Consider the following 20,207-nt stretch of genomic DNA (forward strand, 5'->3'; position numbering starts at 1 on the left):
CACCACCACACTGGATATATAAACAGCATTCGACTAGCCTTGCAGGCATGGATCACTATCACGACGACGGCCAGCAAAGAAGCGCTACGAGCCCCTTGAAGGGCCGCGGCGCGACCTATGATCCCGCCAATCGTTTTTCTCCCACCCGTAGCCAACAGGTGGACGACGGCTGGTGGCAAGAGGCAACGCCTGATCGCATCGCCACCGTCACCGCCACCGAGAGCGCCAAGAGCGCTCTGTCGTGGAACCGCTCGCCAGACCTGCCCTTCGATCGCTCGATCAACCCCTACCGTGGCTGCGAGCATGGCTGCATCTACTGCTACGCGCGGCCCAGTCATGCCTACTGGGACCTGTCACCCGGTCTCGACTTCGAGACCCGCCTGATCGCCCGCACCGGCCTGGTGGAACGCCTCACCGAGGAATTGTGCAAGCCCGGCTACGTCTGCCGCCCGATCAACCTGTCCGGCAACACCGACGCCTACCAGCCCATCGAGGCCGAACACCGAACCACCAGGGCACTGCTCGAACGGCTGCTGGAGTGGCGTCATCCGGTCACCCTGGTGACCAAGAGCGCGCTGATCCTGCGCGACAAGGACCTGTTGAGTGAACTGGCAAGCCGCCGCCTGGTGCGGGTGATGGTCAGCCTCACCAGCCTTGACACCGAACTCAAGCGTCAACTGGAGCCGCGCACCGCCTCACCCCGGGCCCGACTTCGGGTCATCGGCGAACTTGCCGATGCCGGTGTACCGGTGGGCACCCTGGTCTCGCCGGTGATTCCCGGGCTTACCGACCATGAACTGGAGCGCCTGCTTCAGGCCGCCAGGGACGCCGGCGCCAGCACCGCCGGCTGGATGCTGCTGCGACTGCCACGCGAGGTCGCGCCGCTGTTCGAGGCCTGGCTCGAGTCCCACTATCCTGAGCGCGCCGCCAAGGTCATGAGCCTGATTCGCCAGTGTCGCAACGGCCAGGACTACGACAGTCGCTTCGGCCACCGCATGCGCGGCCAGGGCGTCTTCGCCGAACTGCTCGACCAACGCTTCCGCAAGGCCTGCCGTCGCCTGGGCCTGTCACGACGTAGTGATAGTGGCCTTGATAGCGGTCTTGATACTGATAGTGAGCTTGATACCGAGAGCTTCAGGGCGCCCCATCGTCAGGGATCGTTATTTTAGCGAGTCGCCACCGCCTCCAGGCCGCTATGCCCCAGCGCTGGACCCATTGCCGCCTTCCAACTGTCCCTGGCCGCCGCCGGTGCCACCACCTACGCTACAAGGATCCTCTGGAATAACGACCTACAATTAAAATATAAGGAGTTCTGCATGCGCCGCCAGACCAAGGGCCTGCACGCCCTCTACGCCAAGGATCCCGTGGACGCCGATCGCAAGCTGTGGGGGCGGCAGGTGGATCCCGTCAGCCGTCGTGGATTTCTCACCGGCTCCAGCCTGCTGGCCATGAGCGCGGTACTCGGCGCCAGCATTCCCTTCGCACGCTTCATGCCGGGAGGCCTGATTCCTGCAGCCCTGGCCCAGAGCGACGAAGCCTTCGAGATCGAGGGCAAGGAGGGGCTGAGGGTCCTCAACGACCGTCCGATCAACGCCGAGACACCGGCCCATCTGCTCGACGATGACATTACCCCGGCGCGCTACATGTTCGTGCGCAACAACGGCCTGCCCCCGGAGCGAGCCGAAATCGATCCCGCCACCTGGACGCTGGAAATCACCGGCGAGTCGTGCCAGAACCCCACCACCTTCACCATCGCCGAGCTGAAGGAGCGCTTCTCCGAGCACACCTACCAGCTTCAGGTAGAGTGCGGCGGCAATGGTCGCAGCGAGTACGTCCCCGCCGCCAGCGGCAACCAGTGGACCACCGGTGCGGTGGCCTGCCCGACCTTTACCGGGGTACGACTTCGCGATGTGCTGGAGGCCTGTGGCATCGCCGACGACGCCGTCTATATCGGTTACTACGGCGCCGATCGCCACGCCAGCGGCGCCGCCGACAAGGAAGCGATCTCTCGCGGTGTGCCGATGGAAAAGGCCCTGGAGGACGAGTCGCTGATCGCCTGGGCGATGAACGGCGAGGACATTCCCTACCAGAACGGCTACCCGCTGCGCCTGGTGTGCGGCGGCTGGCCAGGCTCGGTATCGGGCAAGTGGCTCAAGCAGATCGTCGTGCGCAACCAGAAGCACGATGGGGCCAAGATGGCGCCTCCCTCCTACAGCGTGCCGGCGAACCCGGTGGCACCGGGCACTGAGGTGGCCAAGGAAGACTTCGTCACCATCCAGTCGATGCCGGTGAAGTCCCTGATCACCTACCCGCGATCAGGGATCGAGCACGCCCAGGGCCAGCCGATGGAGGTGCGCGGTCACGCCTGGGCGGGGGATCTGTCGGTGTCCGAGGTGCACACCTCCATCGACTTCGGCGCCACCTGGCAGAGGGCCAGCCTCAACGACGCACCCAATCGCCTCGCCTGGCAGCGCTTTACCACCCAGGTCGAGTTCCCCGAGCCAGGCTATTACGAGGTGTGGGCCCGGGCGGTGGACGAAAACGGCCAGTCCCAGCCCATGGTGGTGCCCGGCTGGAACCCCAAAGGCTACCTCAACAACGCCTGTCACCGCATCGCGGTTCAGGTCGGCTGAGGGAGGAGACTGGCATGGGAATTCGTACCACCAGAAGGCATAGGGCATGGTCGTCGACCCGCCCGCTCTTGATGACTGGCCTGCTGCTCGGCGCGGTGCTGTTCAGCCCCTTTGGCCTGGCTCAATCGACAGGCGAGGCCTCTGGGCAAGCCACAGATGCCCCCCTCGAGACCGATCCGGACAGCGGGTTCGTGATGGCGGAGGGCTGGCAGACGGTCAAGGGCAACTGCACCGTCTGCCACTCCGCCGCCCTGGTCACCCAGAACAGGGGGTCACGCGAGCACTGGGCCTACCTGATCGACTGGATGCAGGAGACTCAGGGCCTGTGGCAGTTCAATCCCGAAATGGAAGCCACCATCCTCGACTACCTGTCGACCCACTACGGCCCGAGGACCGATGCCAGGCGGCAGAACCTGCCCAAGCATCTGATGCCGCCGGCACCACAGGCCAGCGAGACCAGCGCAGAAGGTTGAAACAACGGACGCGGTCGAAAGGCGGCTGATCGGCCCGATTCTGCGACAGCGGAATCGGGCATCGTATGCTCTGACAGATAGTCAGATGCCCTAACACAGATCCTTCAGCGCATGTCCTTGAGCACAGTGCCGCTGGCGAGGATCTGCGCCTCGAGAGGCAACTCACGGAACGGCTCGCAAACCGCCTCGCTTTGCCATTGGCGCATGGCGGGCAAGGCGAGGAGTCGCTCGAGGTAGTCGCGTGATGGGCCACCCATGGGCAGGTCGTAGGTTCGCATCCTGAAGGCGATGGGGGCGAAAAAGGCGTCTGCGGCGGTAAAACGCTCGCCGCACAGGTAAGGTCCACCAAAGCGCGTCAAGCCGTCTTCAAACAGTTCGTTCAGCCGATGCAGGTCATCCAGCAACTCGGGCGTCTTTTCGTTCAAGCGTACGCGCAGCGCGCAGTGCATCGCACACTGCTGCCTGAGCGCGCTAAAACCTGAATGCATCTCGGCACAGGCACTTCTGGCCCAGCATCTGGCGTCCACATGCTCAGGCCAGATCTCGGAATGACGCTCGGCCAGGTATTCGATGATGGCCAGCGAGTCCCACACCACCCGTTCGTCATGATGCAGACAGGGCACTCGCCCCGAGGGCGAAAACCGACGAAAGTCGGCGTGACTGTTGCCCTGCTCATCGAAGGGGTGAAAGGCCAGCTCGAAGGGAATCTCGAGCTGGCGCAAGGTCAGCCAGGCCCTCAGCGACCACGACGACGTCTGTCGATTGGCGATATGCAGCACGTACATGACAGTGCTCCCTGGGTCGCTGACAGCGCCTGTCGCTGCCGGTGATCAAGCCGCCAGCGACATCTCGTAGCCGGTGTACTTGCGAAGATTGATCACTCCGGTATCGAAGATCAGGTACTGGCCCTTGATCCCCATCAGGGTGCCCTCGACTCGCGGATTCTTGTCGAGGTTGTGAGACGTGACCTTGGTGGGGTACTCGAGTACCGGGTAGTCGAAGCGACGTGGGCTGCCGTCCAGGGGACGGATAGCATCGGCGCCGAAGCGCTCGCGTAGATCGCCCAGCCCCGCCGACAGCCTCTCCAGCAGACGGTCGCGCTCTGCGGCCAGATCCAGCTCCTCGACCTGGCCCTTGAGCATCGCCCGCCAGTTGGTGCGATCCGACACCTCATTCTTGAACAGCACCTCGACGAAGCCAGACTGCTGACGACTGTCCACCTCGAGGATCGGCAACGCCTGAATCGCGCCCTGATCGAGCCAGCGCGTCGGCATCTGGGTATTGCGGGTGATCCCGACCTTGAGCCCGGAAGCGTTGGACAGGTAGACGACGTGGGGCTGGAAGCAGAACCGCTCGCCCCACTCGGGCTCGCGACAGGTCCCCTCGAAAAAGTGGCACAGCTCGGGCTTCATGATGCAGCTGTCGCACTGGGCCAGGCGCTTGAAGCAGGGATAGCAGTGGCCTTGCCCGAAGCTCTTCTTGGTCGCACGCCCACAGTGGGTACAGGCGATCGCCCCGCTCCACTCGAGACGTAGGGTGCGGCCCAGGTAGTCGTTGAGCGGCAGACGGTTCTCGCCGGCCTTGAGGGTGTAGCGCGCGGGGGAGTCGGGTTCGACCCCCATCTTGGACAGACATCCGTGGGCAAGTACTTCAGTCACGACTGGCATCCCGGGCGAGCCCCGCCATGTCTTCGGAAACCCCGGCACTGCTCGATGGCCCACCGGGCCCAGCGCCGCAGGTGCGTTGCTCCAGGTAGCCGATGCGGCTCTCCTCGGGCACATTGTTGTCGTGCTCGTAGCGCATCACGGCTTCCATGCACAGCTCGATCTGCTCGGCCGTCAGCATTCGCCCGTCCGGCCACTTGCGCAGCGACACCGCCTGCTTGAGGCTCTGGTAGATCGACGGCGTCATCTGGGAAATCATTCGCTCGAAGGTCATGTCGCTCATGGCATCGCTCTAGTGAAGACGTGATTTGCGGGAATGATACCAGCCCAGCACCAGCCCCACGAGCAGACCGCCCAGGTGCGCCTCGTTGGCCACATTGCCAAAGCCCACCAGCCCGGCGACGTCGGTCATGGTGAAGACCATCCAGCCGAGCATGAACAGCACCAGCATCTGCGGCACGAAGAAGCCGCTGGCCGGCGCGCGACGGGACATCAACCAGACGTAGCCAAGCAACGCAAAGTCGACGCCCGACATGCCACCGAACAGCACCGTGCCGGTGGCGTACTGGGCCAGGTTGCCGGCAAGCCCCGCCACCACCACCAGCGTCAGCATGCGCAATGGGCCATGCAGGGTCTCCACCTGACGGCCGAAATACCACAACCACATCATGTTGAAGATCAGGTGCATCCAGCCGAAATGCAGGAAGATCGGCGACAGCGGGCGCCATACCTGCCCCGCCGCCAGCGCATCGGGGATACTGCCGACGGCCAGCGCCCCGCCACGGATGCCCACAGGCACAATCGCCAGCCACGCCAGCACCATGTCTCCCCACACAGCGATGGCACCAAACACCAGCAGACACAGCCCGAGCACCGACAAGGTGACCGGATGCTGGCGCAGCAGCGGCCACCAGTGACGTGCCGGTCTCGGCTTCGAGGCACTCGGCGCGGGTATCGCCTCTCCCCGCTGCCAGCGAGTGATCACCTCGGCCAGAGCGTCCTGCTGTTTCGGGTCCATCAGCCACAGTACCTGGCCGTCGTCCTCGTCGGTGATACGGTGTCCGATGCGGTGCGACCAGAGCGCCTGTCGCAGCTCGCGAGTATCGATATCGTGGGGGATCAGCATGACCCGGAACATGGCGTCTCCAGCGCGAAAAAGGGTGGCGGCCCAGAGATGATGGCCTGAAATGACGTTGGCCGGTAGGGGCAGCGGTCACACGCGGCGCAGATGGGCGAAAGGCCCGACGGCAAGCCGGGCATGGCAGGATGTCTTTTTCATCCACACAGAAAAAGTCCGGCGGAGGGGGCCGCCGGACAAGAGCAAGGGATCATTCAAGGGAACACCTACTCAGACGCCGCTTTTGATAAAGGGTTCAGTCGGGTGCTCGACTTTAATGTAACGTTTTGTATCAATCGAAGACGATCTCTCGGGGCAAGGGCCTCGCACGCACGTCCCTGGGCACCGGCACCCATACAAAGTGGTTGGCGTCGAGGCGGGATTCAAAGCTGTAGCGATAGGCCACCAGTCGACCGAACTTCACCGCGCTGTAGTCGAGACAGGCAATATTCGGTGCCGGCAAGGCCGGGACGCCTTCGCACCAGTAGTGGCCGATGAACAGCGGGGGCTGGTCGGGGCCATAGTAGCTGAGGCTGGCCCGTTCGCTGTCGCTCAACGGCCGGTCCTCGAGGTCTCCCGGTAGATTGTCCGGCTGGAACACCACGTCACCCCAGGTGCGAGGGTCTCGTGCCCAGAAGTGGGTCCGAAAGCTTCGTCGAGTGAAACCGTCTCCGGAATGGATGACCGTGTCCCCGGGCAGGTCGATGGAACCGCCGCGGGTCAGGCGCTCGAGGATCCTCGACTCTTCGGTACCCGGGCTCGAGGCCTGGAGCAGGAAATCGTGGTCCAGACAGCCGTCGGGCCGGAGCTGCCTGAAGGATTCGATCAGGCGGTCGTCCCAGCAGGCGTGGACCACCCGGATGCCGTCGATCTCGAGACACAGGGGGATCTGGCGAAACCACGCCAGGGCATCATCCCACTCCTGGGGGTGGTCATGGTACTGCTCGAGGGTTTCACGAATGATGCGGTTGTGACGCGGTGTATGCGGGCGTAGCCATTCCCTGCCGTGCTCAGGCGGGGCTTTCTGGGTGTACGTCAGGGCATTGATCTCGTGATTGCCCAGCACGATATAGGCCTCGCCCTCTTCCACCATGCGTCTGGCGATGGAGACCGCCAGGCGGATACGCGGGCCACGGTCGATCAGGTCCCCGAGGAAGATCGCCTTGCGCTGGGGGTGACGATAGACACCGCCGCGCAGGTGATACCCCAGCCGTTCCAGCAGCGCCGCCAGGGTGGCGCCGCAGCCATGAACGTCACCGATCAGGTCGTAGCCGTCCAGTCGCCTGCTCACGTCAATCTCCCAGCCTGTTGCTCCAGCCCAGCTTGCTGCGCAGGACGTCATAGAAGTTGTGACCCAGAGGGTGCACCAGTTGAACGTTCTGGGGCTTGCGCCGGATCACCAGAACATCATCGGGCTTGGCCACGGCACGGGTCTGGCCGTCACAGCTGATGTGGGGATAGGTCTGGTTGGTCTCACCGATATGACAGCGTATCTCGCAGCCGGCGTCGATCACGATGGGCCGGCTCGAAAGGGTGTGCGGGAACATCGGCACCAGCGTCACCACGTCGAGCTTCGGATGCATGATCGGGCCACCGCCGGACATGGCGTAGGCGGTGGAACCGGTCGGCGTGGCGATTATCAGGCCATCGCTGCGCTGGCTGTAGACGAACTGGCCATCGATGAACAGTTCGAACTCGATCATCCGCACCGCCTTGCCCGGGTGCAGTACCACTTCATTGAGGGCATCGCCGCTGCCCACCAGGGAATCCCCGCGGTAGAGCTCGGCATCGAGCAGAAAGCGCTGTTCGACCTCGTACTGTCCCGCCAGCACCTCACCGACACGGGCCTCGAGCTCATCCGGCGAGATATCGGTCAAGAAGCCCAGCCGTCCGCGATTGACCCCCAGCACCAGGGTTCCGCTGCGACACAGGGTGCGGGCCGCGCCCAGCAGGCTGCCGTCGCCCCCGACCACGATCACCAGATCACATAGTTCGCCGAGCATGCGGCGACTGGCCTCGGCGTGGCCACGTTCCAGCAACGCCGAGGCGGTACGGTCTTCCACGATCACGTGGTAGCCGGCGTCATCCAGAAAACGAATCAGCCGCTTGAGGGTCTCGACCACCTTGGCGCTGCCCAGGCGCCCGATCAGTCCGATGTTCTTGAACGATTGCATCCACGCATCCTTCCCTTGGCGACCGCTCATTATGGCGAGGGGGGCCTGGCGGAGCAAACCGCGCCCGGCGCCTCAGGCCAACTGCTGGCCCAGATCGATGATCACCCAGACTGACGATGAATTAGACCGGCGCCGTCCTGTGACGCCGCTGCCACCAGGCGTTAAGCCACAGCGAACCGGCGATGATGGCGCCTCCCATGGCCAGACGTAGCAGATCAGCCTCGCGATTCCAGATCACCAGGTTCACCGCAAGGCCAGCAGGAATCAGCATGTTGTTCATGATCGCCAGGGCGCCTGCATCCACCCGCACGGCGCCCAGGTTCCACAGGAAGTAGCCGAGCCCCGAGGCGACCAGTCCCAGCCACAGCAGCACCCCCCACTGCAGGGGTGTCGTCGGCAGCCCCGAGGTGCTTCCCAACAGCGCGAAGGCCGGCAGCGCGATGCAGGCCGCACCCAGGTAGAACCAGGCGAATACATGGTGGCGAGGCAACGAGGGGGGCAGTGCCGCCGACAGGCGCCGATAGCCGACCTGCCCCATGGCAAAGCAGAGATTGGCCCCCTGCACCACCAGGAATCCCAGCCAGAAGTCGTCGTTGACACCTTTGTAGCGAATGACCGCCGCGCCGATCACCGCAAGCCCTGCAGTGACCAGATGGAAGGGCGTGAAACGACCAAACGCCAGGTCATCCAGAATGGCGATGTACAGCGGCGTGAAGATGGTGAACAGCAGCACCTCCGGCACCGACAGGAGCACGAAGGACTGATAGAAGAAGATGTACATGATGCCAAGCTGGACGGCACCAAGTGCCATCAGCGCGAGCTTGTGGCGCAGATCGAGCAGGCCGGGCTTCAACAACGGCAGGAACACCAGCGCCGCCAGCCCCACCCGCATCATCACCGCGAAATAGCTGTCCACCTGACCGGCCAGATAGACACCAATCAGCGAAAACGAGAACGCCCACAGGGCGGTGACCACCACCAGATAGCCCACCGTAAACTCCCACTAGTCAAAAAGGTTTACGGCAGTATACGCGAACACCCTCTCCGGCCCAACGCTTGCCCCCCCTGAGCCCTGCTCGCCTCAATGATTGACCTGCTTCAACCACCAGGCCCCGTACGCCACCCCAGGCAGCCAGCCCAGCAGGGTCAGCAGGAACGCAATCGCGATCCGGCGCGAACCACCTTCGGCTACCGCCACCGCCAGCGGGGGCATCAGCAGCACCAGCACCATCAAGGCGAGCCGGGCCGCTGGCGACGCCATCAACGCCGACGCCACCTGGGGCGAGGATGTCATGGGCTCGTCACTGGTGCTGGACGCATGCGCATCGGTGCCTTCCTTCTGCTCGGGCACAGGCGGTGGGGTGAAGTGCTCCACCGCCGGGCTATTTGAAGGGCTATTTGAAGGGCTATTTGAAGGGCTATTTGAAGGGCTATCCATCGCCCCAGCCTGCGCACGCTGCGGCTGCGCGTCACGCGCTACCTGCTCCTGGGCCTGGCGATGGGCCTCGGCGTCAATCTTCTGCTCCAGGCTTTCCGCGCCTTCGGCCAGGACATCGTGGTAACGCTCCCAGTCTTCCCAGTCATGGGGTGTCCCGGCCCTGGGACGATGGTCGTGGGACTCCCGCGCTCGGTCCCAGGCCTTTTCCTCGAGGGTGTTGGGCCTTTCCTTGTCTCGCTCACCGTCGAGCCCCTTGCGGGCCAGATACTCTCGCGCGTCCATCAAAGAACTTACCTCCAGGGTCGAATGACGCCACCGGTATCTCCGATGGCCCATTTCAGTGTGCCAATACAGGCTTTGATGTAACAGCAACGCCTGATTGATAGAGAAACCCGCCTCAACTGTCCTACTGTTTTGATAGAGGTCACCCCCACGGGTTCCCCACAGCGCCATGTTCAGCTCCCAGGAGAGACATCATGCAGGAAAGACAGGTCGAGATCGCCATTATCGGAGCAGGAAGCGCCGGCCTTGGTGCCTGGCACGCGGCGCGACAACATACCGACAAGCTGGTGCTGATCGAATCTGGCGCCTACGGCACCACCTGCGCACGGGTCGGCTGCATGCCGTCCAAGCTGCTGATTTCCGCCGCCGACGTGGCCCAGCAGGCACGGGACTCCGAGGGCTTCGGGGTCAAGGTCAGCGGCGTCAGCGTCGACGGCCCCGCAGTCATGGAACGCCTCCAGCGGGAGCGGGATCGTTTCGTCGACAGCGTACTGAGTTCGATGGCCCGCATCGAGGAAGACGACCGCATCGTCGGTGCCGCTCGCTTCGAAGACGCCAACACCCTGGTGGTGGGCGACCATACGCGTATCAAGGCCAAGCGCATCGTCATCGCCACCGGCTCCCGCCCCTCCTGGCCCGACTTTCTCAATGCCGCCGGGGATCGCCTGATCATCAACGACGACCTGTTCGAATGGGATGACCTGCCCGAGTCGGTGGTGGTATTCGGGCCCGGCGTCATCGGCCTCGAACTCGGTCAGGCGCTGCACCATCTGGGCGTGCGAGTGCGCATGTTCGGCGTCGGCGGCGCCATCGGTCCTCTCGGCGATCCCGATCTCAAGGCGCTCGCCGACAAGGAGTTCAACACAGGGTTTCCACTGGACCCCGACGCCACCGTCAAGAAGGTCGACCGGGACGGCGATCAGGTGGTGGTGACCTTCCACTGTCGCGACAGCAACACCGAGAAGACCGAGCGTTTCGACTACCTGCTGGCGGCCACCGGACGTCGGCCCAACGTGGACAAGCTGGACCTGCCGAAGACCGGTCTGGAACTCAACGACCGCGGTGTGCCGGTGTTCGACCGGCTGACCATGCAGTGTCGCTTCGATGACGGTTCGCCCGCACCGATCTTTATCGCCGGTGATGCCAACCAGGATCTTCCCCTGCTGCACGAGGCGTCCGACGAGGGACGCATCGCTGGCGAAAACGCCGGACGCTACCCGGATATTCGCGCCGGTCGCAGGCGTACTCCGTTGGCGGTGGTGTTTACCGATCCGCAGATGGCAAGCGCTGGAGTAGGCTACGCTGAACTCAAGCGTCGGGATGAACAACTGACCAACGTGGCCATCGGTGAGGTCTCGTTCGAGGATCAGGGACGGTCCACGGTGATGCGGCAGAACCGAGGCATGCTGAGGCTTTACGCTGAGCACGGCTCGGGAATTCTTCTCGGCGCGGAAATGTTCGGCCCAAGGGCGGAACACCTGGGCCACCTGTTGGCCTGGTCCATCGACCAACGATTGACCGTGGATCGCCTGCTGGAAATGCCCTTCTACCACCCGGTGGTCGAAGAAGGCCTGAGAACAGCACTGAGGGACCTCAACGTGCATCTGCGCAGGGGTCCGGCGATCACCGAACGCTGCCTGGAGTGCGGTCCAGGCGCTTGACGGTCAAGGGCCCGACGCATGGCGCCGGGCCGCTTCAAAGGAGAGCGGTTATGCCACACAAGGCACCTCCATCGATCGTCCGGGACATCATGTCCAAGGACTGCTACCGCGTCAGCGGCAAGACCTCAATTTCCACCCTGGCGGAAGGTCTCGCTCTGCACCGATTGCCAGGGGCCCCGGTGGTGGACAACGGCGATCACCTGATCGGCTTCATCTCCGAGCAGGACGTGCTGGGCAAGGTGATCGAGAGCCTCTATCTGGATCACGAGGCACCGCTGGTCCATGAAATGATGCGTAACGAGGTGCTGTCGGTGTCTCCCACCAAGAGCATCGTCGACCTGGCCCAGGAAATGCTGGGAGCAAAACCCAAGGTGTATCCCGTCACCGAACAGGGCCGACTGGTGGGTATCGTCACCCGCCGCGACGTGCTTACCGCCGTGCTCACCATGCGACGCCATCAACGAAGCGCCTGACCCCTCCTGTTGCGTAACGCCTTCTGTAGACGCCCACCGCCGGCATCACGATGCCGGCGGTGGGCGTGCTGTCGCTAGCGCCAACGCTGACACCATTGCCTGGCTCCATCGCCTGGCACCACCGCCTTGCATCGGCCTCCCCGATCCTCCAGATGACCCTGGCGCTTGTGCAAACCGTAAGGGCGTTCATGGAGCATGCCTGATATGCCCCGGGCTCACAGGTAAGGAAGAGAGGGAGAGCACCTTCGCCAAAGCAAAAAAAACGCCCCATGGAAGCCATGAGGCGCAACGATCGATTTAGCAAACCAGATCAACACTGCTAACGACTGCCATCGCGCATGCTGTCTGTACCACATATGACAGTCGTCACCAGAAAAGTTCTCCTTTCATCGAAAATTTTTTTTCCTCTCCTGGGCCCGACGGTGCACAGCGGTGAGAGAAGCGCCCTACTGACCACAGCGTTCTGCGTCGGTTCCAAGGTCTGTGGCAAGAGATCGACGCTGCCACTACGCGACGGCCATCAACGGGCACCGCCGGCCAGGTCGATCAGGGAATGGCATCAAGGATGTCGTCAACAGCGGCCAGCGTGAGGCGCCCGCCGGCACAGGCACCGGTATCCAGATGCAGCACATTGCCAAGCCACAGCGGTGCCTCGACGATGGTGTGCCCCACCACCACCGCATCGACGCCCTCGACGCGGGTCGAGTCCAGGCTGCCGCCGCTGTCACGTCGGAATCTACGCCGCGACCATAGCAGGTGCTCGGCCGGGGTCTGCTCGATCTGGCCCCAGTCGTCGGGTGGATCGGCGTGCACCACGCCCAGGCGACGATGTCCCGCGACGATTTCCCGAGCCAGCGGAAGATGCGGGCGGGCGGCGTTCATGGTGCTACGGGCCTCCTCGACACCATCGAGAAAGACCCAGTTGCCGCCATTGCGCTGCCACAGATCCCAGGCCATTCCTCCGCCTTCGGCCAGGGCGGTGATCGCCATCTGTTCGTGATTGCCCATCACCGCAAAGCACCAGGGCTCGAGCGCCAGCGTCAGACAGGCGAGCGATGCCTCTCCCCTGTCGACCAGATCACCGACGCAGAACAGCCGGTCCCGGGCGACATCGAAGTCGACTCTCTCCAGCGCTTCCATCAACTGGGCGTACTGGCCGTGCACGTCACCGACGACGTAATCACGCCCCTTGCGGTTTGGTCCATGACGGATACAGCGCATGAGTCTTCTCCCGCCCCAGTGCGAGCTCAGGCTTGACGCCATCGCAACATTCGTCCTATGTTCCTTTTACAGAACGTTCGATAAATGGAACAACAGCTCAACCGAACAGTGACCTCATGATCGAGCCCTTCTCCCAAGCTAGCTTCTCAAGCGACGACACGCTGCATGCCGAAGCACTCGGCCGGCATCTTCAGCATCTGCGCCAATTGCGTGGCTGGTCGCTATCCCGCCTGGCCAGCGACGCCGGCGTCGCCAAGTCGAACCTGTCTCGGCTGGAACAGGGCAACGGCAACCCTACCCTGGACACCCTGTGGCGCCTGGCGAGCTGCCTCGAGGTGCCTTTCGGCACCCTGATAAAACCCGTGACCACGGCGCTGGATGACCAGGGCGTGCAGGTCCAGTTGATCGATCAGGGCGATAGCCAACCGGCCGTCGACGTCTACTGGATGCGCCTGGACCCTGACGTCTATCGGCTCAGCGAAGCGCACCCCGCGGGCGTGCACGAGACCGTCACGGTGATCTCCGGCCGGTTGACCACCGGCCCCGAGCACGAGAGCCACACCCTGGGCCCGGGCCAGAGCGTCACCTTCGCGGCGGATCGTCCACACCTCTACGCGTCCGACAACCAGGCCACTTCCGCCACCCTGACCATCGTCTACCATCCACCGGAAACCTCTCGATGACCACCACGACGACTCCTTTGCGTGCCAGCCCCTGGGTGACCGGCGTCCGCGAGGCGATCCCGCTGCTCGGCGGCTATATCCCCATCGCCATCTCCTTTGGCCTGGTAGCCGTCCAGGCGGGCTTCAGTGCCTGGGAAGCCGTCGCCATCTCTACCCTGATCTATGCCGGCGCCTCCCAGTTCGTGTTCGTCGGCATGGTGGCAGGTGGCGCTCCTCTATGGCTGGTGGTCGCCATGACCCTATTGATCAACGTTCGCCACGTGGTCTACGCCCCGAACCTTGCCGCCTCGATGAGCACGAGCCGCTGGTGGCCTGCACTGATGCACGGTCTGACCGACCAGGTCTTCGCCCTGGCGCTGACGCGTCTGCCGCAACTGCCGGAGGCGGCTCGGCTTGGCTGGTACACCGGCGCCGCCCTGCTGGCCTGGCTGGCCTGGATCGCCGGTACCGCCGTGGGTGCACTGGGGGGCGAATGGGTGGTGGAACGCTGGCCGCTGCTGGGCGAGGTGATGCCCTTTGCCCTGCCTGCCCTGTTTCTCGTGTTGGTGGTGCCTCGCCTGTCCAGCTTCCGCTGGGGCCTGGCGACCCTGGTGACCATCGCCGCAGGCGCCCTGCTGGCGGTGCTGGGGGTGGCCAATGCCGGCATCCCCCTGGCGGCTCTGTGCGGCGCACTGTGCTTCTTTATCGTCAAACGTTCACCGGTCACAAGGAGTCGATCATGACCACTACGCTGTGGATGGCGGTGGTAGCGACCACCCTGGGCACCCTGCTGATGCGAATGGCGCCCCTGATATGGATGCGCCGTCGTCTCGCCGAGCGCCAGACGGAAGACAGCGTCGAACCGATGCCGCAGTGGCTGTCGGTGCTGGGGCCTTTGATGATCGCCGCCGTGCTGGGCGTCTCGTTGGTACCAGCACAGCCGAGCATCGCCAGCTGGAGCGCCACTGGCGTGGGGGTACTGGCGACGCTGGCGGTATGGTATCGAACGCGATCGCTGGGCTGGCCGGTCGCTGCCGGCGTGGCCGCCTACGGACTGACGCTGGTATTGGCCGGTTCGCTCTGACACTCAAGTCGACGCTGACACTCAAGTTGACGCTGACCCTAAAAGGCCTACCGGGTATTGCTGTCCGCAACCCAAGCGGTCTTGCCTTTGCCTTTGCCTTTCCCTGTGCCTATTTCCGTCAGGCCCGCACCGAATGGTGGCGGGCCGCTGCCTTCCTGCCCCCAACTCGCCGTGTTCCATCGTTTGACCCGCAGGCTTTTCCTGCGCGGCCAGGCGCTCTCCCTCATTTATGCCCGCAAGATACTAAAGCTCGCGCGATATCGGCCGATACTCGTTCGGCTCCAGTGCCGGCTCCAGGATGGAAAAGGCATTTTAAAAAGAAAAAACAAGAACCTGCTTCGACCTTGCTCCCAGCACCTTCCACTCCCGAGGTAACTTGATGGTATCGGCCAGAAGAATAAGCGCCCTGTATCGCGCACTGAATAGCCACACCGCCTGTATTGTCTTTCGTCCCGACGGCACCATCCGCGAAGCCAGTGATGCCTTTCTTGCCACCGTCGGCTATCGGCTCGATCAGATACGCGGCCAGCACCACCGCATGTTCTGCCCGCCAGAGGTGCATCAGGACCCCGCCTACGAGGCATTCTGGCGGGGGCTGGCGGACGGCCAGTCGAAAACCGGCACCTTTCGCCGCATCGACGCCAATGGCAATCCGTTATGGCTGGAGGCGACCTACCTTCCTGTGCGCTCCGCTCGAGGCAAGATTCACTACATTCTCAAGATTGCCAATGACGTCACCGACGATCGCCTTGCGGCGTCCGGTCAGGATGCTGTGCTCAGCGCCCTCGACGCGTCCATGGCGGTGATCGAATTCACACCGGAAGGCGAAATACTGCGTGCCAACGGCAACTTCCTGACCACCATGGGCTATCGTCTCGACGACATCCTTGGACGGCACCACAGGATATTCTGCGACGACGCCTTCTACCGGGATCACCCCGACTTCTGGCAAGAACTGGCCGCCAACACTTTCAAGCAGGGGCGCTTCAGACGCGTGACCGCCAGTGGGCGCACCGTCTGGCTCGAGGCCACCTACAACCCGGTGATCGACGAAAACGGCAGGGTGACACGCGTCGTCAAGTTCGCCACCGACATCACCCGCTCTGTCGAGGCCGAAGATGCCGCTCGCAGTGCCGTGGAGTCCGCCCGAGTCAGTGCCGAACAGACCGAGACCATCGCAGCCAATGGTCTGAGCCAACTCGAAGAAGCGGTAGAGTCCTCACGCCAGGCCGCCGACGAGATCAAGGCGACCCAAGCCATCGTGGCCGCCCTGGAGGAGCAGACGCGAGCGATCAACAACATAACCGACTCCATCTCGCGGATCGCCCAGCAGACCAACCTGCTGGCGCTGAATGCGGCGGTCGAAGCGGCGCGCGCTGGCGAGCATGGCCGCGGATTTGCGGTGGTGGCCCAGGAGGTTCGCGAACTGTCCCAGGGCTCCACCCGCGCCGCCGAGCAGATCACCCAGGTGCTCAACGACAACAACCAACGCATTCGACTGGCCAACCAGAAGATCACCGAGGTGGCCACCCGCAGTGACCTCAGCCAGCAACGGGTCGGCGAGGCGCAACTGGTGATACGCGAGATCCTGGACGGCGCCCACAACGTCTCGGCGGCGATTCGCAAGCTCTGATCGTGGCGTGTGATAGGCACCAATACCGCACCGCAGTCATTGTCGCCACTACAAGCCACATGACTGCGGCGTGGCTCCGGGCTCGTCCGGTTGACGAAAATCACGCCGCGCGAGCCTTTTGCTTGCAAGGCGTAACCAACGGAGATTACTATCAAAAACGCCTTGCGGGTGTAGCTCAATGGTAGAGCAGAAGCTTCCCAAGCTTAAGACGAGGGTTCGATTCCCTTCACCCGCTCCAGGCCTCCCCCCATCCTGCGATCAGGCGTCGTTTTCGAGCACTGTCTCGTGCTTTGGCCTTGCCTGTTCAGCGCCCCGGGTACTGCGAGCCCCGGCATGTCGCCATTCATGCCGCTACCGCTGAATCGGCCTCATACTTAAAGACTACGCCCCCCTTCGATGGGCCCCTGTTCAAGCTCGGTTTTCGCACGCTAGGCTGGCGCCACAATCATAAAGTCGTGGGGACGCCGTATGCCTTTTTATCGCCACACCCTGCTGCTGACGCCTGTCTGGCTGCTGCTGAGCACACTTGCCATGGCCGATGGTTCGAGGGATAGCTGCGATCAGCGCGCGCAGGCACTCGAGCATGACCTCGCCTTCGCTCGTCATGCCGAGGACACCGCACGGGTGAATGAACTGGAACTCGCCCTGGATGGTGTCCGAAGCGGCTGCACCAGCGAAGACGTGCTCAGCCAGGCCGAGTCACGCGTACGTGAGGGTCAGCAGATGGTGGAACAGCGCCAGCAGGAGTTGAACGAGGCCTTCGACGAAGGTGATATCGGCCAGATAACGCGTAAACGCGAGGCTCTCGAGGTCGCCATCGAGGTGCTCAACGCTCGCATCGCCGCGCTCAAGGTGCTGCTGCCGTCGGCCAGTTGAACCTTGTACGGCTGACATTCGAGGGACAGTGCCAGCCGCAGAGCGTCAAGCGCTGGTCGCACCGCCAGTCTGACAATCGGCTGTCGGGATGCTTGCCGACCGCCATTGGCCGCGCCTAGTCCCGGTCCTGGCGTCGCTCCCAGCGCTCCTCGATGGCGAGCCCGATCCAGATGCCGGCGATCATGCAGATCAGGGCGACGACCGCTCCCGGCGAGCCGGCCGGCAACGCGATCAATAGCTGTAGATCGTTGCCACCCAGCGCAAGCGAGGCGCCGATGCCCATCAAGATTCCGGCCAGCAGATGCTTCATCCAGCGCCCGAGGGACCCCTGATACTCGCCCGGTCGGAAGTGGGCTCGCGCCGCTACCAGCATTCCCGCCAGGATCGCGACGCTGATCAGGACGCGTCCGAGGCTAGGCCAGGCGACGGCCATGTCCATTGCCAGAGGACGCTCGGTGACGTCTCGAATCAGTTGGCTCGGTGACCACAGTGGTTCCAGCACGCCCAACAGACCGCCTACCGCGCCGAACACCATGACACCCGCGTAGATACGGCGGTGAGCAGGCGACAGCCGCCAGATCGCCAGCAGCGAGACTGCGACGATACTCAGTACCAGCCACCAGGCCGGCGTGAAGATCGTCGCCAGACGGGTGTAGGAGATATCAGGGGCGCCCAGATACAGCATCCACCAACCCAGCACCCAGCCCAGAATGGTGGCGAGCATGTGCCACTGCCCCCGCGCCAGGGCGGAAAGGGTCGAGATCGAACAGCCATGATTGACCGCCGCGGCCAGGCCAAACAGCAGCCCACCGACAGCGAAGGGCCACCCGATCGCGTGACGCCTGAGCACCTCGCCAAGAGGGAAATGGATGAACAGGGGGCTGGCAAGCCAGAACCAGACGCCGCAGCCGACGATGGTCAGCAACAGACCCGGCCGCCACATGCGTATCCCCTGAACCGCACGCACCATGCAAAGACCGGTACGCTGGGCGAGCCACCCCAACGCGACAGCCAGCAGCAGGGAGACCAACAGAGCCATCACATCTCCTCGTTTACACGGTTCCGGAAATACAAGGACGGAACACTATCTGACGATCATGGCCGGCGATGGTGCGATATTGGCCGGCACGCCATGCTATTGCCCGGTGTCCCTCTACTCTCGGCATTCCTCTCTGCATTCCTTTCTGTTCAGAACGGGGTTCTGAGCTGGTGTCGCGGCAGATGGCCGAACAGACCGTCACCCCGACGACGATCTCGACGTCGTGCGGCCTCACATCCATCCATAATGTAACAATATGCAATGAACGCCCTTGCCACCACACCAGCGTCAACGCAGATCGGGACCCGCGACATGTGCGGCTGGATGTGAGAGCCTTGCGATCAGCCGTCCTTTCCCGTTTCAAGCGATCTACCGTGCCATGACCTTGTCCTTGTTTCTGCTCGTGTTCGTCGTCTGTCTGGTCGTCTTCGTCGCGGTGCTCGCGGTGTTGATGCTGTCCGGCACGCCACGATACCGCACCGAGCCACAGCACCTGCTTGACCTGTTCGACCGTGCTCTCGACAGCACAGTTGGCGAAGATGAATGGAATGCCGTCATCCTTTATCCGATTCGCCACGACGAGTACCTGGACGGCGTCCGACGCCGCGCTCGCAGCCTGGTCGATGAACACGGGCGCTTTGGCCGGGTGACCCGGGGCAAGGCCCTGCTGGACAGCGCCGGACAGGAGGACCTGCGTGCACTGCGCGACCACCTGGCCGCTCGTATCCGCCTCAGGGAGCAGCCCAGGGGGGACTGACAGTCAGTGAGAATCCTGTACCCATCGGGTATGATGACGTCCTCGTTACCGCCTGCGGGAGCCCCCCGATGAGCAGCGCCATCAGGCAGATCCCTCTGGACACCGCGACCCGGCATCACTCCCACGACTACCATCAGATCGTGATCGCCCTGGCCGGGCGCGCCGACTTCGACATCGAAGGCCTTGGCGGCACCATCGAGGCATTCTGCGGCTGCATCGTGCCCGCCAACCACCTCCACTACTACGCCGGCACCGGCAACAACCGCCAACTGATCCTCGACCTTCCCGATGACGCCCTGGCGCTCACCGGCCATCATCATGAACTGGCAAGGCTGTTCGACGCGCCACGTTTCTTTACCCTGGACGCGCCTCTGAAACAGTTCCTGGGTTTCGTGGTGGCCGAAATGAATCAGTTGGCGCTCGAGGGCCCCGTCCCTGCCCTGCATCAGGAACGCCTGGCGACCACCTTGCTGGGCTCGTTGCATGCGCGTCTGGCCGGCGATGAAACCGGCGCGATGCACCACCGGCGCATCGACCTGCGCGCGCTCGATCGCTACATCGACGATCACCTGGCGCGCCGCTTCAAGGTCGCCGATCTGGCGGCCTTCGCCTGCCTCAGCGAAACCCACTTTACCGAACGCTTCCGCGCCCAGACGGGCCTGTCACCCTGGCAGTACGTGATGCGTCGACGCCTGGAGGCGTCACGTCAGCTGCTGATGCGCAGTCGCCTGCCGTTGTCGGAAATCGCCGCCCTCACCGGCTTCGCCCATCAGAGCGCCCTGTCCCGCGCCTACCGCAAGCATTACGGCCATCCTCCCAGCCAGACGCGACGTCATGTCAGCGAGATTTCGTCACCGAATCTCCACCATCTGACTGCCAAATCGGCACATTAAAGCTAGGGTTAGTCGATAACGCCCGTGGATTTGCCAAATCCTTCGGTGCATTTGGCAAGCATGGAAGAGGCATGCAACCTAGGCTTGCCAACATGCCCGGATTGCGCGACTGCACGTCCGCGATCGA

General features: G+C 63.5%; 22 protein-coding genes and 1 tRNA gene. 13 read left to right on the forward strand and 10 right to left on the reverse strand.

Going from position 1 to position 20,207, the window contains the following annotated elements:
* Positions 1-47: 47 nt before the first annotated feature.
* The 3 genes from NFH98_RS13160 (at position 48) to NFH98_RS13170 (ending at position 3,106) form a co-directional block, all read left to right on the forward strand.
* Positions 48-1,169, forward strand: a complete 1,122-nt coding sequence (locus tag NFH98_RS13160; RefSeq protein ID WP_349622845.1) for a PA0069 family radical SAM protein — start codon at positions 48-50, stop codon at positions 1,167-1,169.
* Between the two features lie 147 nt (positions 1,170-1,316).
* Positions 1,317-2,633, forward strand: coding sequence for a sulfite oxidase (locus NFH98_RS13165; protein WP_222516690.1), 1,317 nt, complete (start codon positions 1,317-1,319; stop codon positions 2,631-2,633).
* A gap of 14 nt (positions 2,634-2,647) precedes the next feature.
* A complete protein-coding gene (locus NFH98_RS13170) occupies positions 2,648-3,106 on the forward strand; it encodes a hypothetical protein (RefSeq protein ID WP_222516691.1) in 459 nt (152 codons plus the stop codon).
* A gap of 104 nt (positions 3,107-3,210) precedes the next feature.
* On the opposite strand, the gene NFH98_RS13175 is transcribed toward NFH98_RS13170, so the two are convergent.
* From NFH98_RS13175 to NFH98_RS13210, 8 genes are all read right to left on the reverse strand, one after another.
* The gene (locus tag NFH98_RS13175; protein ID WP_349622846.1) at positions 3,211-3,891 is read right to left on the reverse strand and encodes a glutathione S-transferase family protein; all 681 of its coding nucleotides are present in this window, start codon (positions 3,889-3,891) and stop codon (positions 3,211-3,213) included.
* 45 nt (positions 3,892-3,936) lie between these two features.
* A complete protein-coding gene (locus NFH98_RS13180; protein WP_371931865.1) occupies positions 3,937-4,773 on the reverse strand; it encodes a DUF2797 domain-containing protein in 837 nt (278 codons plus the stop codon).
* Positions 4,757-5,053 carry a YeaC family protein gene (locus NFH98_RS13185; protein WP_045994422.1) on the reverse strand — a complete coding sequence of 99 codons (297 nt, stop codon included), beginning with the start codon at positions 5,051-5,053 and terminating at the stop codon, positions 4,757-4,759. Before NFH98_RS13185 ends, NFH98_RS13180 begins: the two co-directional genes overlap by 17 nt.
* Before the next feature lie 9 nt (positions 5,054-5,062).
* Entirely contained in the window at positions 5,063-5,908 is an 846-nt protein-coding gene (locus NFH98_RS13190) for a rhomboid family intramembrane serine protease (RefSeq protein WP_045994416.1), read from the reverse strand.
* Positions 5,909-6,179: 271 nt separating this feature from the next.
* A complete protein-coding gene (locus tag NFH98_RS13195; RefSeq protein ID WP_108133024.1) occupies positions 6,180-7,166 on the reverse strand; it encodes a metallophosphoesterase in 987 nt (328 codons plus the stop codon).
* Between the two features lie 13 nt (positions 7,167-7,179).
* On the reverse strand, positions 7,180-8,061 hold the full coding sequence (locus NFH98_RS13200) for an NAD(+) kinase (protein ID WP_108132991.1): 882 nt from the start codon (positions 8,059-8,061) through the stop codon (positions 7,180-7,182).
* 121 nt (positions 8,062-8,182) lie between these two features.
* The gene (locus tag NFH98_RS13205; protein WP_124803933.1) at positions 8,183-9,052 is read right to left on the reverse strand and encodes a DMT family transporter; all 870 of its coding nucleotides are present in this window, start codon (positions 9,050-9,052) and stop codon (positions 8,183-8,185) included.
* A gap of 90 nt (positions 9,053-9,142) precedes the next feature.
* Complete coding sequence (locus NFH98_RS13210) at positions 9,143-9,781, reverse strand: YqaE/Pmp3 family membrane protein (RefSeq protein ID WP_349622847.1); 639 nt, start codon at positions 9,779-9,781, stop codon at positions 9,143-9,145.
* A gap of 194 nt (positions 9,782-9,975) precedes the next feature.
* On the opposite strand from NFH98_RS13210, the gene NFH98_RS13215 reads away from it, so the two are divergent.
* Together NFH98_RS13215 and NFH98_RS13220 are read left to right on the forward strand one after the other, a co-directional pair.
* On the forward strand, positions 9,976-11,442 hold the full coding sequence (locus tag NFH98_RS13215; RefSeq protein WP_124803937.1) for a dihydrolipoyl dehydrogenase: 1,467 nt from the start codon (positions 9,976-9,978) through the stop codon (positions 11,440-11,442).
* 50 nt (positions 11,443-11,492) lie between these two features.
* Positions 11,493-11,915, forward strand: coding sequence for a CBS domain-containing protein (locus NFH98_RS13220; protein ID WP_045994411.1), 423 nt, complete (start codon positions 11,493-11,495; stop codon positions 11,913-11,915).
* 546 nt (positions 11,916-12,461) lie between these two features.
* Here the strand turns inward: NFH98_RS13220 and NFH98_RS13225 are convergent.
* Complete coding sequence (locus NFH98_RS13225) at positions 12,462-13,136, reverse strand: metallophosphoesterase (RefSeq protein WP_349622848.1); 675 nt, start codon at positions 13,134-13,136, stop codon at positions 12,462-12,464.
* Positions 13,137-13,252: 116 nt separating this feature from the next.
* On the opposite strand from NFH98_RS13225, the gene NFH98_RS13230 reads away from it, so the two are divergent.
* From NFH98_RS13230 to NFH98_RS13255, 6 genes are all read left to right on the forward strand, one after another.
* Entirely contained in the window at positions 13,253-13,819 is a 567-nt protein-coding gene (locus NFH98_RS13230; protein ID WP_045994409.1) for a helix-turn-helix domain-containing protein, read from the forward strand.
* Positions 13,816-14,541: an AzlC family ABC transporter permease gene (locus tag NFH98_RS13235; protein WP_045994408.1), complete on the forward strand. Its 726-nt coding sequence runs from the start codon at positions 13,816-13,818 to the stop codon at positions 14,539-14,541. Before NFH98_RS13230 ends, NFH98_RS13235 begins: the two co-directional genes overlap by 4 nt.
* The gene (locus NFH98_RS13240; RefSeq protein ID WP_045994407.1) at positions 14,538-14,882 is read left to right on the forward strand and encodes an AzlD domain-containing protein; all 345 of its coding nucleotides are present in this window, start codon (positions 14,538-14,540) and stop codon (positions 14,880-14,882) included. The genes NFH98_RS13235 and NFH98_RS13240 overlap by 4 nt, the downstream gene beginning before the upstream one ends.
* A gap of 379 nt (positions 14,883-15,261) precedes the next feature.
* Positions 15,262-16,515, forward strand: a complete 1,254-nt coding sequence (locus NFH98_RS13245; RefSeq protein ID WP_349622849.1) for a methyl-accepting chemotaxis protein — start codon at positions 15,262-15,264, stop codon at positions 16,513-16,515.
* A gap of 164 nt (positions 16,516-16,679) precedes the next feature.
* A tRNA-Gly gene (locus tag NFH98_RS13250) sits at positions 16,680-16,753 on the forward strand.
* Between the two features lie 230 nt (positions 16,754-16,983).
* On the forward strand, positions 16,984-17,391 hold the full coding sequence (locus NFH98_RS13255) for a DUF1090 domain-containing protein (protein ID WP_045994404.1): 408 nt from the start codon (positions 16,984-16,986) through the stop codon (positions 17,389-17,391).
* 115 nt (positions 17,392-17,506) lie between these two features.
* Here the strand turns inward: NFH98_RS13255 and NFH98_RS13260 are convergent, their stop codons facing one another.
* On the reverse strand, positions 17,507-18,430 hold the full coding sequence (locus NFH98_RS13260) for a YeeE/YedE thiosulfate transporter family protein (protein WP_349591382.1): 924 nt from the start codon (positions 18,428-18,430) through the stop codon (positions 17,507-17,509).
* Positions 18,431-18,815: 385 nt separating this feature from the next.
* Between NFH98_RS13260 and NFH98_RS13265 the strand changes: the two genes are divergently transcribed.
* Together NFH98_RS13265 and NFH98_RS13270 are read left to right on the forward strand one after the other, a co-directional pair.
* Positions 18,816-19,187: a hypothetical protein gene (locus NFH98_RS13265; RefSeq protein ID WP_045994420.1), complete on the forward strand. Its 372-nt coding sequence runs from the start codon at positions 18,816-18,818 to the stop codon at positions 19,185-19,187.
* 68 nt (positions 19,188-19,255) lie between these two features.
* Positions 19,256-20,080 carry an AraC family transcriptional regulator gene (locus NFH98_RS13270; protein ID WP_124803941.1) on the forward strand — a complete coding sequence of 275 codons (825 nt, stop codon included), beginning with the start codon at positions 19,256-19,258 and terminating at the stop codon, positions 20,078-20,080.
* Positions 20,081-20,207 lie beyond the last annotated feature (127 nt).

This window comes from Halomonas sp. H33-56 (genome assembly GCF_040147035.1).
Lineage (GTDB): Bacteria > Pseudomonadota > Gammaproteobacteria > Pseudomonadales > Halomonadaceae > Halomonas > Halomonas litopenaei.

Coding starts and splice junctions, on each gene's coding strand:
- NFH98_RS13215 (WP_124803937.1), top strand. CDS start 9,976: ATGCAGGAAAGACAGGTCGAGATCGCCATTATCGGAGCAGGAAGCGCC.
- NFH98_RS13220 (WP_045994411.1), top strand. CDS start 11,493: ATGCCACACAAGGCACCTCCATCGATCGTCCGGGACATCATGTCCAAG.
- NFH98_RS13180 (WP_371931865.1), bottom strand. CDS start 4,773: ATGCCAGTCGTGACTGAAGTACTTGCCCACGGATGTCTGTCCAAGATG.
- NFH98_RS13245 (WP_349622849.1), top strand. CDS start 15,262: ATGGTATCGGCCAGAAGAATAAGCGCCCTGTATCGCGCACTGAATAGC.
- NFH98_RS13170 (WP_222516691.1), top strand. CDS start 2,648: ATGGGAATTCGTACCACCAGAAGGCATAGGGCATGGTCGTCGACCCGC.
- NFH98_RS13240 (WP_045994407.1), top strand. CDS start 14,538: ATGACCACTACGCTGTGGATGGCGGTGGTAGCGACCACCCTGGGCACC.
- NFH98_RS13225 (WP_349622848.1), bottom strand. CDS start 13,136: ATGCGCTGTATCCGTCATGGACCAAACCGCAAGGGGCGTGATTACGTC.
- NFH98_RS13160 (WP_349622845.1), top strand. CDS start 48: ATGGATCACTATCACGACGACGGCCAGCAAAGAAGCGCTACGAGCCCC.
- NFH98_RS13270 (WP_124803941.1), top strand. CDS start 19,256: ATGAGCAGCGCCATCAGGCAGATCCCTCTGGACACCGCGACCCGGCAT.
- NFH98_RS13165 (WP_222516690.1), top strand. CDS start 1,317: ATGCGCCGCCAGACCAAGGGCCTGCACGCCCTCTACGCCAAGGATCCC.
- NFH98_RS13255 (WP_045994404.1), top strand. CDS start 16,984: ATGCCTTTTTATCGCCACACCCTGCTGCTGACGCCTGTCTGGCTGCTG.
- NFH98_RS13210 (WP_349622847.1), bottom strand. CDS start 9,781: ATGGACGCGCGAGAGTATCTGGCCCGCAAGGGGCTCGACGGTGAGCGA.
- NFH98_RS13175 (WP_349622846.1), bottom strand. CDS start 3,891: ATGTACGTGCTGCATATCGCCAATCGACAGACGTCGTCGTGGTCGCTG.
- NFH98_RS13200 (WP_108132991.1), bottom strand. CDS start 8,061: ATGCAATCGTTCAAGAACATCGGACTGATCGGGCGCCTGGGCAGCGCC.
- NFH98_RS13230 (WP_045994409.1), top strand. CDS start 13,253: ATGATCGAGCCCTTCTCCCAAGCTAGCTTCTCAAGCGACGACACGCTG.
- NFH98_RS13190 (WP_045994416.1), bottom strand. CDS start 5,908: ATGTTCCGGGTCATGCTGATCCCCCACGATATCGATACTCGCGAGCTG.
- NFH98_RS13185 (WP_045994422.1), bottom strand. CDS start 5,053: ATGAGCGACATGACCTTCGAGCGAATGATTTCCCAGATGACGCCGTCG.
- NFH98_RS13235 (WP_045994408.1), top strand. CDS start 13,816: ATGACCACCACGACGACTCCTTTGCGTGCCAGCCCCTGGGTGACCGGC.
- NFH98_RS13260 (WP_349591382.1), bottom strand. CDS start 18,430: ATGGCTCTGTTGGTCTCCCTGCTGCTGGCTGTCGCGTTGGGGTGGCTC.